The sequence below is a fragment of the Citrobacter tructae genome (genome assembly GCF_004684345.1).
In the GTDB taxonomy this organism is placed as follows: Bacteria; Pseudomonadota; Gammaproteobacteria; order Enterobacterales; family Enterobacteriaceae; genus Citrobacter; species Citrobacter tructae.
The window spans coordinates 3,837,122-3,852,081 of sequence record NZ_CP038469.1 but is presented as its reverse complement, the minus strand read 5'-3'; the positions used below and the strand labels follow the sequence as shown (position 1 = coordinate 3,852,081).

Annotated in this window: 19 protein-coding genes and 1 rRNA gene; 6 read left to right on the top strand and 14 right to left on the bottom strand. The window is 50.5% G+C overall.

The features are described 5' to 3' along the window. Window positions 1-59 precede the first annotated feature (59 nt). Window positions 60-1,599, bottom strand: a 16S ribosomal RNA gene (locus E4Z61_RS19155). A 472-nt stretch (window positions 1,600-2,071) separates the two neighbouring features. Here E4Z61_RS19155 and E4Z61_RS19145 point away from each other — a divergent pair. Beyond that, on the top strand, window positions 2,072-2,626 hold the full coding sequence (locus E4Z61_RS19145) for a gamma carbonic anhydrase family protein (RefSeq protein WP_135324110.1): 555 nt from the start codon (window positions 2,072-2,074) through the stop codon (window positions 2,624-2,626). On the opposite strand, the gene E4Z61_RS19140 is transcribed toward E4Z61_RS19145, so the two are convergent. The 6 genes from E4Z61_RS19140 to dprA are packed head-to-tail and all read right to left on the bottom strand — an operon-like array spanning window position 2,602 to window position 6,393. Continuing rightward, the gene (locus E4Z61_RS19140; RefSeq protein ID WP_135324109.1) at window positions 2,602-2,859 is read right to left on the bottom strand and encodes a DUF1488 family protein; all 258 of its coding nucleotides are present in this window, start codon (window positions 2,857-2,859) and stop codon (window positions 2,602-2,604) included. The two genes, E4Z61_RS19145 and E4Z61_RS19140, sit on opposite strands and share 25 nt — an antisense overlap. Then, on the bottom strand, window positions 2,856-3,677 hold the full coding sequence (gene aroE, locus E4Z61_RS19135) for a shikimate dehydrogenase (RefSeq protein ID WP_135324108.1): 822 nt from the start codon (window positions 3,675-3,677) through the stop codon (window positions 2,856-2,858). The genes E4Z61_RS19140 and aroE overlap by 4 nt, the downstream gene beginning before the upstream one ends. Before the next feature lies 1 nt (window position 3,678). Then, window positions 3,679-4,251 carry an L-threonylcarbamoyladenylate synthase type 1 TsaC gene (gene tsaC / locus E4Z61_RS19130; RefSeq protein WP_135324107.1) on the bottom strand — a complete coding sequence of 191 codons (573 nt, stop codon included), beginning with the start codon at window positions 4,249-4,251 and terminating at the stop codon, window positions 3,679-3,681. A gap of 3 nt (window positions 4,252-4,254) precedes the next feature. Further along, on the bottom strand, window positions 4,255-4,797 hold the full coding sequence (locus E4Z61_RS19125) for a DNA topoisomerase family protein (RefSeq protein ID WP_135324106.1): 543 nt from the start codon (window positions 4,795-4,797) through the stop codon (window positions 4,255-4,257). A 26-nt stretch (window positions 4,798-4,823) separates the two neighbouring features. After that, a complete protein-coding gene (smg, locus tag E4Z61_RS19120; RefSeq protein WP_003031162.1) occupies window positions 4,824-5,297 on the bottom strand; it encodes a DUF494 family protein Smg in 474 nt (157 codons plus the stop codon). Next, window positions 5,269-6,393 carry a DNA-protecting protein DprA gene (gene dprA, locus E4Z61_RS19115; RefSeq protein ID WP_135324105.1) on the bottom strand — a complete coding sequence of 375 codons (1,125 nt, stop codon included), beginning with the start codon at window positions 6,391-6,393 and terminating at the stop codon, window positions 5,269-5,271. Before dprA ends, smg begins: the two co-directional genes overlap by 29 nt. A 129-nt stretch (window positions 6,394-6,522) precedes the next feature. Here dprA and def point away from each other — a divergent pair, with 129 nt between their 5' ends. The 5 genes from def to mscL all read left to right on the top strand — a co-directional run bounded on the left by def (window position 6,523) and on the right by mscL (window position 11,288). Continuing rightward, a complete protein-coding gene (def, locus tag E4Z61_RS19110; protein WP_135324104.1) occupies window positions 6,523-7,032 on the top strand; it encodes a peptide deformylase in 510 nt (169 codons plus the stop codon). Window positions 7,033-7,046: 14 nt separating this feature from the next. Continuing rightward, entirely contained in the window at window positions 7,047-7,994 is a 948-nt protein-coding gene (gene fmt, locus E4Z61_RS19105) for a methionyl-tRNA formyltransferase (RefSeq protein WP_135324103.1), read from the top strand. Between the two features lie 51 nt (window positions 7,995-8,045). Beyond that, on the top strand, window positions 8,046-9,335 hold the full coding sequence (rsmB, locus tag E4Z61_RS19100) for a 16S rRNA (cytosine(967)-C(5))-methyltransferase RsmB (RefSeq protein WP_135324102.1): 1,290 nt from the start codon (window positions 8,046-8,048) through the stop codon (window positions 9,333-9,335). A gap of 21 nt (window positions 9,336-9,356) precedes the next feature. Next, window positions 9,357-10,733 carry a Trk system potassium transporter TrkA gene (trkA, locus tag E4Z61_RS19095; RefSeq protein WP_135324101.1) on the top strand — a complete coding sequence of 459 codons (1,377 nt, stop codon included), beginning with the start codon at window positions 9,357-9,359 and terminating at the stop codon, window positions 10,731-10,733. Window positions 10,734-10,874: 141 nt separating this feature from the next. Then, a complete protein-coding gene (mscL, locus tag E4Z61_RS19090) occupies window positions 10,875-11,288 on the top strand; it encodes a large-conductance mechanosensitive channel protein MscL (protein WP_135324100.1) in 414 nt (137 codons plus the stop codon). Here mscL and E4Z61_RS19085 read toward each other — a convergent pair. The 7 genes from E4Z61_RS19085 to rpsK all read right to left on the bottom strand — a co-directional run bounded on the left by E4Z61_RS19085 (window position 11,285) and on the right by rpsK (window position 14,949). Further along, window positions 11,285-11,494 (bottom strand): alternative ribosome-rescue factor A, encoded by a 210-nt coding sequence (locus E4Z61_RS19085; RefSeq protein WP_135324099.1) that lies wholly within the window; start codon window positions 11,492-11,494, stop codon window positions 11,285-11,287. The two genes, mscL and E4Z61_RS19085, sit on opposite strands and share 4 nt — an antisense overlap. Window positions 11,495-11,551: 57 nt before the next feature. Further along, window positions 11,552-11,977 (bottom strand): Zn(2+)-responsive transcriptional regulator, encoded by a 426-nt coding sequence (gene zntR / locus E4Z61_RS19080; protein ID WP_135324098.1) that lies wholly within the window; start codon window positions 11,975-11,977, stop codon window positions 11,552-11,554. 10 nt (window positions 11,978-11,987) lie between these two features. Next, complete coding sequence (locus E4Z61_RS19075; protein ID WP_135324097.1) at window positions 11,988-12,356, bottom strand: DnaJ family domain-containing protein; 369 nt, start codon at window positions 12,354-12,356, stop codon at window positions 11,988-11,990. Between the two features lie 107 nt (window positions 12,357-12,463). Further along, window positions 12,464-12,850: a 50S ribosomal protein L17 gene (gene rplQ, locus E4Z61_RS19070; RefSeq protein WP_001216372.1), complete on the bottom strand. Its 387-nt coding sequence runs from the start codon at window positions 12,848-12,850 to the stop codon at window positions 12,464-12,466. Between the two features lie 40 nt (window positions 12,851-12,890). After that, window positions 12,891-13,880 carry a DNA-directed RNA polymerase subunit alpha gene (locus E4Z61_RS19065; protein ID WP_096755434.1) on the bottom strand — a complete coding sequence of 330 codons (990 nt, stop codon included), beginning with the start codon at window positions 13,878-13,880 and terminating at the stop codon, window positions 12,891-12,893. A gap of 25 nt (window positions 13,881-13,905) precedes the next feature. Next, window positions 13,906-14,526 (bottom strand): 30S ribosomal protein S4, encoded by a 621-nt coding sequence (rpsD, locus tag E4Z61_RS19060; protein WP_003031138.1) that lies wholly within the window; start codon window positions 14,524-14,526, stop codon window positions 13,906-13,908. Window positions 14,527-14,559: 33 nt separating this feature from the next. After that, complete coding sequence (rpsK, locus tag E4Z61_RS19055) at window positions 14,560-14,949, bottom strand: 30S ribosomal protein S11 (RefSeq protein ID WP_003031137.1); 390 nt, start codon at window positions 14,947-14,949, stop codon at window positions 14,560-14,562. Window positions 14,950-14,960: the final 11 nt, after the last annotated feature.

The following is a 14,960-nucleotide window of genomic DNA, read 5'->3' as shown; positions in this document are numbered from 1 at the left end:
TACTGCTAATTTTTCATCAGACAATCTGTGTGAGCACTACAAAGAACGTTTCTTTAAGGTAAGGAGGTGATCCAACCGCAGGTTCCCCTACGGTTACCTTGTTACGACTTCACCCCAGTCATGAATCACAAAGTGGTAAGCGCCCTCCCGAAGGTTAAGCTACCTACTTCTTTTGCAACCCACTCCCATGGTGTGACGGGCGGTGTGTACAAGGCCCGGGAACGTATTCACCGTAGCATTCTGATCTACGATTACTAGCGATTCCGACTTCATGGAGTCGAGTTGCAGACTCCAATCCGGACTACGACATACTTTATGAGGTCCGCTTGCTCTCGCGAGGTCGCTTCTCTTTGTATATGCCATTGTAGCACGTGTGTAGCCCTACTCGTAAGGGCCATGATGACTTGACGTCATCCCCACCTTCCTCCAGTTTATCACTGGCAGTCTCCTTTGAGTTCCCGGCCGAACCGCTGGCAACAAAGGATAAGGGTTGCGCTCGTTGCGGGACTTAACCCAACATTTCACAACACGAGCTGACGACAGCCATGCAGCACCTGTCTCACGGTTCCCGAAGGCACCAATTCATCTCTGAAAAGTTCCGTGGATGTCAAGAGTAGGTAAGGTTCTTCGCGTTGCATCGAATTAAACCACATGCTCCACCGCTTGTGCGGGCCCCCGTCAATTCATTTGAGTTTTAACCTTGCGGCCGTACTCCCCAGGCGGTCGACTTAACGCGTTAGCTCCGGAAGCCACTCCTCAAGGGAACAACCTCCAAGTCGACATCGTTTACGGCGTGGACTACCAGGGTATCTAATCCTGTTTGCTCCCCACGCTTTCGCACCTGAGCGTCAGTCTTTGTCCAGGGGGCCGCCTTCGCCACCGGTATTCCTCCAGATCTCTACGCATTTCACCGCTACACCTGGAATTCTACCCCCCTCTACAAGACTCTAGCCTGCCAGTTTCGGATGCAGTTCCCAGGTTGAGCCCGGGGATTTCACATCCGACTTGACAGACCGCCTGCGTGCGCTTTACGCCCAGTAATTCCGATTAACGCTTGCACCCTCCGTATTACCGCGGCTGCTGGCACGGAGTTAGCCGGTGCTTCTTCTGCGAGTAACGTCAATTGCTGTGGTTATTAACCACAACACCTTCCTCCTCGCTGAAAGTACTTTACAACCCGAAGGCCTTCTTCATACACGCGGCATGGCTGCATCAGGCTTGCGCCCATTGTGCAATATTCCCCACTGCTGCCTCCCGTAGGAGTCTGGACCGTGTCTCAGTTCCAGTGTGGCTGGTCATCCTCTCAGACCAGCTAGGGATCGTCGCCTAGGTGAGCCGTTACCCCACCTACTAGCTAATCCCATCTGGGCACATCCGATGGCAAGAGGCCCGAAGGTCCCCCTCTTTGGTCTTGCGACGTTATGCGGTATTAGCTACCGTTTCCAGTAGTTATCCCCCTCCATCGGGCAGTTTCCCAGACATTACTCACCCGTCCGCCACTCGTCACCCGAGAGCAAGCTCTCTGTGCTACCGTTCGACTTGCATGTGTTAGGCCTGCCGCCAGCGTTCAATCTGAGCCATGATCAAACTCTTCAATTTAAGTTTGATGCTCGTGAATTAAACTTCGTAATGAATTACGTATGTTCACTCAGAGACTTGGTATTCATTTTTCGTCTTGCGACGTTAAGAATCCGTATCTTCGAGTGCCCACACAGATTGTCTGATAAATTGTTAAAGAGCAGTTGCGACGCGCTTTAGCGCTCTGTCGCGAGGTGGCGTATATTACGCTTTCCTCTTTCAGAGTCAACCCTCATTTTCAGGTTTTTCTCTTCAACCGAACCGGCTAGTTGGTGTGAAGTGATTCACATCCGCCGTGTCGATGGAGGCGCATTATAGGGATCCCATTTTTTAGCACAAGTGTTTTTTAGATCTTTTTTACTGAGTGACTGTTTTTTACCCCTTTCGCTACATTCCTGCACAATATGGCTGATTTTTGATAGCTAAATCACTTGCACAGTCTCGATAATCCAACCAAAGTCTTCATTACTGCTCTATTTTCTTTGAGGTAAACATGTCTGACGTACTACGTCCTTATAAGGATCTTTTCCCGCAGATCGGGAAATACGTGATGATCGATGCCAGCAGCGTCGTCATTGGTGATGTTCGCCTGGCTGATAATGTCGGGATTTGGCCCCTGGTTGCGATTCGTGGCGACGTGAACTATGTACAAATCGGCGCTCGTACAAACATTCAGGACGGCAGTGTTCTACATGTCACGCATAAATCCACATCTAATCCGCAGGGTAATCCACTGATCGTGGGTGAGGATGTTACGGTTGGTCATAAAGTCATGCTGCACGGCTGCATCATTGGCAACCGGGTTTTGGTCGGCATGGGCTCAATTCTGCTGGACGGCGTCGTAGTAGAAGATGACGTGATGATTGGTGCGGGAAGTTTAGTTCCGCAAAACAAACGTCTGGAGAGCGGGTATCTGTACCTGGGCAGTCCAGTTAAACAAATCCGCCCACTCAGCGATGAAGAAAAAGCGGGCCTGCGGTACTCAGCTAACAACTATGTGAAATGGAAAGACGAATATTTAAGTCAAGATAACCAGACCCAACCGTAAGCGTCTTCCTGTTGGGCTTGGATCAATGCTTCTGCTTCTTCTTCCAGATCCCAACGATGTTCCCGAAAAATTTCCAACCACTGCTCAGGCGTGTCGCCGCCAAAACGACGCGCCAGCACTTCACCATTGATGGCACATGCTAGCTGCATACCCTGAACCATCGCCGGAAAAACGACAGCATCTATATCAGCTTTCCATTCTTCTCGATCGGGAAACTGAATCGCCTGGTTCATGCAGACAACTCCTGTTGCAGCTGTTTAATGACAGGTTCAGTCTTCGGCAGTACGCCATGCCAGAGTAGAACGGCATGCGCCGCTTGCCCCACCAGCATTCCCAACCCATCAGCACAATGTTTTGCTCCCTGTAACGCACACCAAGATAAAAACGGCGTACTTCCTTTCTGATAAAACATGTCGTAGCAATAAATAGAGCTGTTGATCAGCGATGCGGGAATAGCCGGAATATCCCCGCTAATGCCACTGGAGGTCGCATTAATAATGAGATCGAAGGTGTTGTTCTCAAGCTCATCCAACCCCACGGCCTGTACGCTACCGGTATGGGAGAAGATCTGAGCCAGTTCTTCTGCGCGCGAGGCGGTACGGTTTACGATGGTCACTGCACAGTCCATTGAAAGGAGAGGTAGCAATACCCCGCGGGACGCACCGCCAGCCCCAATAAGCAAAATACGTGCTCCGGGGCTAATGAAAGCCAAACGCTCCAGATCGCTTAATAACCCGATTCCATCGGTATTATCCCCCAGTAAACGTCCATCCTCCAAACGTTTAAGAGTATTGACCGCTCCGGCAAGCGATGCCCGCTCTGTTAATTCGTCGGCCCGCGCAAACGCCTCTTCTTTGAAGGGAACGGTAATATTGGCCCCCTTTCCCCCCTCGGCAAAGAAGGTGTTCAGCGTATTCACAAAATTATTGATAGGTGCCAGTACCCGCCCATAGGTGTGATCAATATTCAGCTGCTGAGCAAATTGCTGATGAATGAAAGGCGATTTGCTATGCGAGATTGGATTGCCAAAAACAGCGTAAGCTTCTTTCATATTACCCCTGTCGAAATTGTTCACCCGTTAAGGCATCACGGATTTCCGAAGGATTTAAACGCCCCCCGGTATCGCCTTCAACAACGGGGAAGTCTGCGCCAAACTGCGCGCGTACTTCTTCTACCGTCCTGCAAGGAGGTAAACCACTCAAATTAGCACTGGTAGAAACCAACGGTTTGCCATAAGCCTGGCACAACTCAACCACCAGCGGGTGGTCCGTGACGCGCACGGCAAGCGAATCAAAACGACCGGTCAACCAACGCGGCGTAGTTGCAGATGCCGGGAAAACGAAGGTAACAGGCCCCGGCCAGCGTGCGAAAACAGCTTCACGTTGAGCATCGGTGAGCACACTGTCATCGATATACGGCTTGAGCTGGTCAAAATTCGCCGCAATCAGAATTAAGCCTTTATCAATTGGGCGCTGTTTTAGTTCCAACAGGCGCGTTACCGCCGTTTCGCTGTCTGGGTCGCACCCGACGCCAAAAACCGCTTCAGTTGGGTAGGCGATGACATTTTCTTGTTTCAGAACCGCTATCGCAGCAGCGATGGGATCTGTGGGCCGGTTATTATTCACTTTTTATTCCGCCGAAATCGGCTTTCCACATTGTTTACTGGCACAAAAGTGTTTCACACCCTGTGCGGTTTTCTTTTCGATGAGAAGCGGATAGTGACACTCAGGACACTCACCAGCCAGAGGTTTGAAGTTAATGACAAACTGGCACTCCGGATAGCGATCGCAGGAGTAAAAAGTTTTGCCATAACGAGAACGCCGCTGGACCAGATGGCCCGCCTGGCATTGGGGACAAACAATTGCCGTTTCATCAGGCTTGTCGATAAGTTCGGTATGGCCACATGCAGGATAATCGCTACAACCAATAAACATACCGAATCTTCCCTGCCTCAGCACCAGTTCAGCACCACACGCAGGACAGAGCTTACCCTCCAGAACTTTGACAATATGTCCGTCCGCAGAAGATTTTAGCGGACGGACATAGTCACATTCCGGATACAGTGAACAGCCGAGAAACGGGCCATGCTTCCCGGAGCGAATAACCAGTTCAGCCCCGCATTGTGGGCAGGGCTCGTTTTTACGCACCGTAAACAGTGCTGATTTAGCCATAACAACTCATACTGAATGAAGATCGATTAGTGCAGCATACCTTCATTCACTTCAAAGAGTAATTCTTCCATTTGCTGATACGCATTTTCACAACCGGGAATGTTAAATAAAACCATCAGGATCACCCACTTCAGGTCTTCCAGATCGAATTCTGCTGTATCCAGCGCGAGTACACGTTCAATAACCATTTCTCGCGTTTCGAGGTTTAGCACCTGGATCTGCTCCAGGAATAGCAGGAACCCCCGACAGCTCGCATCCAGGCGATCGCACTCTTCCGCCGTATAAATACGAATAGACAGAGGATCAGATGCTAACTGCATGGGTTCGGCAAGGCCGTCCTGATAATCAGCAAGTTTTTCCAGCCACAGTAACGCGTTGTAGATGTCTTCACGATCAAAACCAGCGTCGGTAAGATCCCGCTCCAGTTTGTCCTGATCCACACGCAGCTCCGCTTCGTTATGGATATATGTCTCAAACAAATACATTAGTACGTCGAACATGGCTTGCCCTCCTCAATCGGACATAGCCGCCGGGTACAGCTGCGATCCATCCTGCTAACTCCAGTTCGAGTAGCTGAGCCACTACCTCTGGCACAGGTTGGCCGGCACGTTCAGCGACGACGTCAACAGGTGTTACCTCATCTCCTACGTTAGCCAGGAGCTCAGGAAATGGCAATGCCACCTCTTCGTGATCTAGTGAATAAATTGAATTTTCAGGCTCATCTGGCAACCAATGTAACCCGTATTGCAAATTTTGCAGAATCTCCTCTGGAGCCGTTACCAATATTGCTCCTTGCTTAATAAGCCAATGCGGCCCCTCACAACCAGGGTTCCCTAGCGGCCCAGGTAAAGCAAAAACGTCCCGCCCTTGCTCTAGTGCACAACGAGCAGTCACTAGCGAACCGCTACGCTGAGCGGCTTCAATAACCAAGACTCCTTTACTTAGACCACTAATAATTCGATTTCGTCGCGGAAAATTGCGGGGTAAAGGGAGCATATCCAAAGGGAACTCAGACACCAGCGCACCTCCAGCCTCGATCAGACGTTCGGCAAGACGCACGTGCCGTCGTGGATGAATGGTTTCCAGGCCATTCCCCAACACGGCAATACTTGTTCTATTCATATTTACCGCCGCATTGTGTGCGACACCATCAATCCCCCGCGCCAGTCCGCTGGTGATTGTCACTCCGCAAGCGGCAAGCTTCTCACAAAATAATCGCCCCCAGCGTTCTCCATACCAGGAATGTTGCCGGCTTCCCACAACAGCAATCTGAAAAGAGTGTAAACAGTCGGGATCGCCAACAACAAAGAGAAGTCCAGGGTAATCCTCCGTGGCGCGAAGTTGCGCCGGGTAACGTGCGCTGTCGGCAAAAACGACATGGTGATGTGGTAACTCCAGCCAGCGCAGCGTTTTTTCCAGTTCAATTTCAGAAAAGCTTAAAAAACGCACGATCTGGCGAGAAGATAATCCGGCATACTGCAGTGTCACATTATCAATATACGGTTGAGCAATAAGCCAATGCGCAAGGCGCACCATTTCATCACCGTACAGTTCACTTACCCGTGCTAAACGTAACCAAATCTCGGTATGGGTCATCCCTATTCCCCTGCCACAAGCAGTCTTAGCAATCCTTGCGATTGGTCACTGATGCTGTCAATCAGAGGGGGTTTTGTCTAGAATAGAGGTAATAATCTTTCCAACTCCTGAACACAACTCTGGATAACTATGTCAGTTTTGCAAGTGTTACATATCCCGGACGAGCGTCTTCGCAAAATCGCAAAACCGGTTGAAGAAGTGAATGCAGAAATTCAGCGTATCGTCGATGATATGTTCGAGACGATGTACGCCGAAGAAGGTATTGGTCTGGCGGCAACGCAGGTCGATATTCATCAGCGCATCATTGTTATTGATGTCTCTGAAAACCGCGATGAGCGTCTGGTGTTAATCAACCCGGAGCTACTGGAGAAAGACGGTGAAACCGGCATTGAAGAAGGTTGCCTGTCTATTCCCGAACAGCGTGCATTAGTGCCGCGGGCTGAAAGAGTAAAAATTCGCGCGCTCGATCGTGAGGGTAAGCCCTTTGAACTGGAAGCCGATGGCCTGTTAGCTATCTGCATCCAACACGAAATGGATCACCTGGTCGGTAAACTGTTTATTGATTATCTGTCGCCATTGAAGCAACAACGCATTCGTCAGAAAGTTGAAAAACTCGACCGCCTGAACGCCCGACCTTAAGGATAAGAATCAACGTGTCAGACTCACTACGTATTATTTTTGCGGGTACACCTGACTTTGCAGCGCGTCATCTCGACGCGCTGTTAACTTCTGGACATAACATCGTCGGCGTGTTTACCCAACCGGATCGCCCTGCGGGACGCGGTAAAAAGCTGATGCCCAGCCCGGTAAAAATGCTGGCGGAAGAAAAAGGGTTACCGGTTTTTCAGCCTGTCTCTCTCCGTCCCCAAGATAACCAGCAACTGGTTGCTGACCTGCACGCAGATGTAATGGTAGTAGTGGCATATGGTCTGATTCTGCCAAAAGCCGTGCTGGACATGCCACGTCTGGGATGCATTAACGTTCATGGTTCGCTGCTTCCACGCTGGCGTGGCGCGGCACCTATTCAACGCTCACTGTGGGCTGGCGATACCGAAACCGGCGTGACCATCATGCAGATGGATGTCGGTCTGGATACCGGCGATATGCTGCACAAGCTCTCCTGCCCAATCACAGCAGAAGATACCAGCGCCAGCCTTTACAGCAAGCTAGCCGAGCTCGGTCCGCAGGGTCTGCTGCACACGCTGCACCTGCTGGCAACAGGCACCGCGAAGCCTGAAGTCCAGGACGAATCTCTGGTGAGCTATGCCGAGAAGTTGAGTAAAGAAGAAGCCCGTGTGGACTGGACACTTAGCGCCGCTCAGTTGGAGCGCTGTATCCGTGCCTTTAATCCATGGCCGATGAGCTACATCGTCATCGATGAACAGCCGGTCAAAATCTGGCAAGCTACGGTGATTGATAAACCTGCAGGTGCCGAGCCTGGGACGATCCTGGAGGCAACTCGCCAGGGTATTCAGGTTGCAACAGGTAACGGCATCCTGAATCTCATATCGTTGCAGCCAGCCGGTAAAAAAGCCATGAGCGTGCAGGACCTGTTGAATTCACGCCGGGAATGGTTTATTCCTGGAAACCGTCTGCTCTGACGGTTCATCTCTTAAAGCCCGGTGTTTCCGGGCATTTTTATTTTTGCGGTTATGAAAAAACATTTAAATTTACGCAGTATGGCGGCTCAGGCCGTCGAACAGGTTGTCGAAAAAGGACAGTCGTTAAGCAACGTGCTGCCTGCCATGCAGCAGAAAGTCGCCGATAAAGACAAGGCGCTACTACAGGAGCTTTGCTTCGGCGTATTGCGCACGCTTTCCCAACTTGAGTGGATGATCAAACAGCTGATGGAGCGCCCGATGACGGGCAAACAGCGTACGGTCCACTACCTGATCATGGTCGGTTTCTACCAATTGCTGCATACCCGCATCCCACCTCACGCTGCACTGGCTGAGACAGTGGAAGGTGCGGTCGTTATCAAGCGCCCGCAGCTGAAAGGTCTGATTAACGGCGTACTACGCCAGTTTCAGCGCCGTCAGGAAGAACTGCTAACCGAATTTGCCCAAAGCGAACTGCGCTTCTTACATCCATCCTGGTTAGTTAACCGCATTAAGAATGCCTACCCACAGCAGTGGGAAGCCATTCTTGAGGCTAATAACCAGCGTCCGCCAATGTGGTTGCGCGTTAACCGTAACCACCACTCGCGCGACGCCTGGCTAAACCTGCTGGCTGAAAGCGGTCTTACCGGTTTCCCACACCCGGATTACCCGGATGCCGTGCGTCTGGAAACCCCAACGTCAGTTCTGGCTCTACCCGGCTTCGAGCAGGGATGGGTAACCGTCCAGGATGCTTCCGCTCAGGGCTGCGTGGGCTACCTGCAGCCGAAAAATGATGAGCAGATTCTCGATTTATGTGCAGCACCGGGTGGAAAAACGACACATATTCTGGAAGTAGCCCCGAATGCTAACGTGATGGCGGTCGACGTAGACGAAAAACGCCTGTCTCGCGTCTACGACAACCTGAAGCGTTTGGGCATGAAGGCCACCGTCAAGCAGGGCGATGGTCGTTATCCGCAACAATGGTGCGGCGAACAGCAATTCGATCGCATTCTGCTGGATGCACCTTGCTCGGCCACTGGAGTTATTCGTCGCCATCCGGATATTAAATGGCTGCGTCGCGACCGGGATATCGCCGAGCTTGCACAACTGCAGGCAGAGATCCTGAATGCAACTTGGGCACATTTGAAGCCGGGCGGCACACTGGTTTATGCAACCTGTTCTATCTTGCCTGAAGAGAACCAACAGCAAATTGCCACCTTCCTGGCGCGTACGCCGGATGCGGTACTAAACGAAACCGGCACGCCTGAGCAGCCAGGCCACCAGAATTTACCGGGTGCAGAAGAAGGTGATGGCTTCTTTTACGCTAAGCTAATCAAAAAGTGATGAGATAATGGGTCGCGACTGATGAAAATTATCATTCTGGGCGCAGGTCAAGTTGGCGGTACGTTAGCTGAGAACCTGGTCGGAGAGAACAACGATATCACGGTAGTCGATACCAATGGTGAGCGCCTGCGCAGTCTGCAGGACAAGTTCGACCTCCGCGTTGTGCAGGGGCATGGCTCTCATCCTCGCGTACTGCGAGAAGCCGGTGCCGACGATGCCGATATGCTGGTCGCCGTGACCAGCTCTGATGAGACCAATATGGTTGCTTGCCAGGTCGCTTATTCGCTCTTCAATACACCTAATCGTATCGCACGTATTCGTTCACCTGATTATGTACGCGATGCCGATAAGCTCTTCCACTCTGATGCGGTGCCCATCGATCACCTCATTGCGCCAGAGCAACTGGTTATCGACAGCATCTACCGGCTAATTGAATATCCAGGTGCGCTGCAGGTCGTTAATTTTGCCGAAGGTAAAGTTAGCCTCGCAGTGGTTAAAGCCTATTATGGCGGCCCCCTGATCGGTAACGCACTATCTACTATGCGCGAGCATATGCCGCATATCGATACTCGCGTTGCGGCAATTTTCCGCCATGACAGGCCTATTCGCCCACAGGGTTCAACCATTGTGGAAGCCGGTGACGAAGTTTTCTTTATTGCGGCCTCACAGCATATTCGCGCCGTGATGAGTGAACTGCAGCGCCTTGAAAAGCCCTACAAGCGCATCATGCTCGTCGGTGGCGGTAATATCGGTGCCGGGCTGGCTCGCCGTCTGGAAAAAGATTATAGCGTCAAGTTGATCGAGCGCGATCAACAGCGTGCTTCAGAGCTTGCTGAAAAATTGCAAAATACGATCGTCTTTTTTGGTGATGCTTCGGATCAAGAATTGCTGGCAGAAGAACATATCGATCAAGTTGATCTGTTTATCGCCGTCACCAACGATGACGAAGCTAACATCATGTCGGCAATGCTGGCTAAACGTATGGGCGCCAAGAAAGTGATGGTGCTAATTCAACGTAAGGCTTATGTCGATCTGGTGCAGGGCAGTGTGATTGATATTGCCATTTCACCACAGCAGGCAACTATCTCTGCACTACTCAGTCACGTACGCAAAGCAGATATTGTCGGCGTTTCTTCATTGCGTCGTGGTGTCGCAGAAGCCATTGAAGCCGTCGCGCACGGAGATGAAACAACATCCCGAGTTGTGGGCCGCGCAATTGACGAGATTAAGCTCCCGCCGGGAACGATTATTGGCGCCGTTGTGCGGGGTAACGACGTCATGATCGCTAATGATAACTTGCGTATTGAGCAGGGCGATCACGTTATTATGTTCCTGACTGATAAAAAGTTTATTACCGACGTCGAGCGATTATTCCAGCCTAGTCCTTTCTTCCTGTAATAATTTGGGCGCGAATACAGCGCCCTTTTTATTTCCCTTGAATTTACATGGTTTAATAAATTTTTCTTTCCGCAATACATAAATGGAAATTGCTTAAACATTTGTTAAACTTATAAACGTCAGCTGCATAGGGAGAATAAAATGAGCATTATTAAAGAGTTTCGCGAATTCGCGATGCGCGGGAATGTTGTAGATTTGGCAGTGGGTGTCATTATTGGTGCGGCATTCGGTAAGATTGTTTCGTCACTGGTTGCCGACATCATTATGCCACCATTGGGATTGTTAATTGGTGGAATTGATTTTAAACAGTTTGCTTTAACGTTACGCGATGCCCAGGGAGATATCCCGGCGGTCGTTATGCATTACGGCGTGTTTATTCAGAATGTTTTTGATTTCATTATTGTTGCCTTTGCTATCTTTATGGCAATCAAGCTAATCAACCGACTGAATCGTAAAAAGGCTGAAGAGCCTGCAGCACCGCCAGCCCCATCAAAAGAAGAAGTGTTGCTGAGTGAAATTCGTGACCTGCTGAAAGAACAGAACAACCGTTCCTAAGCGTTCGCTGAAACAAGAAGGCCAGTGGTAAAAAAGTGATTCACTTTCTTGCCACTGGCCTCCCAGTTACCCCGATTGCCTCTACGTTGATAACTTCCTTTCCCTTTCTTATTTTTCTCAACGCGCTGTCTGAATAGTGGGTCATGCAGAAGTGCCTCAATAGCGTTGTCCTTTATCTGCCCTTTCGTATGCTGATAACGACTCATAATCTCTCCAGTGTGTGATAATTTACGCCGCGAGTGTAGACCTGTGCGTTCAATAAATCAACAGCCTGATTTCGTTCCGCTAGCACCTTGCTCAAGCGCTTCCAGAATAGAACAGTACACGCTGCTATGCGCCATCCCACAGCACGCATCGTTCAATCGCTGTAGCGAACGCTGCATCGCTTGAAGTTCAGCAATTCGGGCTTCGACCTCTTTTAATCTTTCCTGAACGATCCCCTTTGATTCCTGACAGGTATGATGCTCAGGATCGATACGGATCGAGAGTAACTCGCGGATCGACTCAAGCGTAAACCCCAACTGTCGGGCATAACGAATAAATTTAAGACGCTGGAGATCGCTTTCGGTATAAAGCCGGAATCCACCTTCAGTACGTACCACATGTTCCATCATCTGCTGCTTTTCATAGTAGCGGATGGTATCCGGCGTGACATCCGCCAGTTTTGCTAATTCGCCAATACGATACATAGTGCCTCCGCTAATCATGACTAATCTTATGCAATAGTTTGTCTGCATAGTTTCCATGTAAAAACTCGGTGCCAAGTCCAGCCTGTCGAAGTTTAAGTTCAAGAAGCGAAAGATGTCGGCTTACCTCCTCATATCGAGGGTCATCTTTACGAATTCCCGCAAGGACATCAAGCAGCCGGATCGCTTCTCTACGCTGCTCAAGTTCTGGAGGAAGGCAGCCCGAAATTTTTAAGAGTCTGTACCCGACTCGCAATTCAGGTGCAATATGAGAATCATCATCCAGGAGAAGAGGCTCACCTGTACCCGATAAATCATCAAACTCGCCTTTGGCCTGTGCATCATGAATATGACGCTCCGCCCACTGGTCCAGTAACCACATATAATACTCCAGGGGATGAACAAAAAGAGCACTGCTCATGCAGATAGGTGGGAATACTGCGGATATAAAAAAACCCGCCGGGGCGGGTTTTTTTACGTTACTACAGATTACTCTGCAGCAGCTTCTGCTTTCGATTCAGAGCGATCAACCAGCTCGATGTATGCCATCGGCGCGTTGTCGCCTGCACGGAAGCCACACTTCAGAATGCGAGTGTAACCACCGGCGCGGCTCGCGAAACGCGGGCCCAGCTCGTTAAACAGTTTTGCCACGATCTCGTTATCACGAGTACGGGCGAATGCCAGACGACGATTAGCTACGCTATCAGTCTTGGCAAGAGTAATCAGCGGCTCAACTACGCGGCGCAGCTCTTTCGCTTTAGGCAGGGTCGTCTTGATGATCTCATGACGAACCAGTGAACCTGCCATATTGCGGAACATAGCCTGGCGATGGCTGCTGTTGCGGTTCAGTTGACGACCACTCTTACGATGGCGCATGACCTTATCCTTCTCAGTAAAACCTTAACCTGTGATCCGGTTACTCGTCAGCGATGCTTGCCGGTGGCCAGTTTTCCAGGCGCATGCCCAGAGACAGTCCACGGGAAGCCAGCACGTCTTTAATCTCAGTAAGAGATTTTTTACCAAGGTTAGGCGTCTTAAGAAGCTCAACCTCAGTACGCTGTACCAGATCACCGATATAGTGGATAGCTTCTGCTTTGAGGCAGTTAGCAGAGCGGACAGTCAATTCCAGATCGTCAACAGGGCGCAGCAGGATCGGATCGAATTCTGGTTTCTCTTCTTTTACTTCCGGCTGACGTACATCACGTAAATCAACGAAAGCTTCCAGTTGTTCAGCCAGAATGGTCGCCGCACGACGAATCGCCTCTTCAGGATCGATTGTGCCGTTGGTTTCCATTTCGATGACCAGCTTATCCAGGTCAGTACGCTGTTCTACACGCGCTGCTTCAACATTGTAGGCAATACGCTCTACAGGGCTATAGCATGCGTCGACCAGCAGACGACCGATTGGGCGCTCATCTTCTTCCGAATGAATTCGGGTAGAAGCCGGCACATAACCACGACCGCGCTGAACTTTGATACGCATACTAATAGATGCGTTCTCATCGGTCAGGTGGCAGATCACGTGCTGCGGCTTGACGATTTCGACATCACCATCATGGGTGATATCGGCTGCAGTCACAGGGCCAATGCCAGATTTATTCAAGGTAAGAATAACATCATCTTTACCCTGAACTCTCACCGCCAGCCCTTTCAGGTTGAGCAGGATTTCCAGGATATCTTCCTGAACGCCTTCTTTGGTGCTGTACTCATGTAGTACACCATCAATCTCAACCTCGGTCACCGCACAACCCGGCATCGATGAGAGCAGAATACGGCGCAGTGCGTTACCCAAAGTATGGCCAAAGCCACGCTCTAAAGGCTCAAGGGTCACCTTGGCGTGCGTCGAACTCAGTTGCTCGATATCTACCAGGCGCGGTTTTAGAAACTCTGTCACAGAACCCTGCATTGTGTCCTCTCTTTGGTACTAAGCTTTACTTGGAGTAAAGCTCGACGATCAGGTGTTCGTTAATGTCCGCAGACAGATCAGAACGCTCCGGCTTACGCTTGAACGTACCTTCCATCTTGCCAGCATCAACTTCCAGCCAGGTTGGCTTTTCACGCTGCTCAGCCAGCTCCAGAGCGGCTTTCACGCGAGACTGCTTCTTCGCTTTCTCACGAATGCTAACAACGTCATTCGGACTAACCTGATAAGAAGCGATGTTAACAACACGACCGTTTACCATAATTGCTTTATGGCTGACCAGCTGACGTGCTTCTGCACGAGTGGCACCGAAGCCCATACGGTATACAACGTTGTCCAGACGACCTTCCAGCAGACCCAACAGGTTTTCACCGGTGTTGCCTTTCAGACGAGCTGCTTCTTTGTAGTAGTTACGGAACTGACGCTCCAGCACACCGTAGATACGGCGAACTTTTTGCTTTTCACGCAACTGCACACCATAGTCAGACAGACGCGGTTTACGCGCACCGTGCTGGCCAGGAGCTTGTTCAATTTTACACTTGGTATCGATCGCGCGAACGCCAGACTTAAGGAATAAGTCAGTGCCCTCACGACGGCTCAGCTTGAGCTTAGGACCCAAATATCTTGCCATTTTCTTTCTCCAACAATCCTAGAAACGACAGCGTTATACGCGACGTTTTTTCGGCGGACGACAACCGTTATGAGGGATCGGAGTCACATCAGTAATATTAGTGATGCGGAAACCAGCGGCGTTCAGAGCACGAACAGTAGATTCGCGACCTGGACCCGGTCCTTTGACCATAACTTCCAGATTCTTGATACCGTATTCTTTTACGGCTTCAGCGCAACGCTCTGCTGCAACCTGAGCTGCAAACGGAGTGGATTTGCGAGAACCACGGAAACCGGAACCACCGGCTGTTGCCCAACCCAGTGCGTTACCCTGACGATCAGTAATGGTAACGATGGTGTTGTTAAAAGAAGCATGGATATGAGCCACGCCGTCAGAGACTTGTTTTCTTACACGTTTACGTGCACGAATTGGTGCCTTTGCCATTATTCAATCAC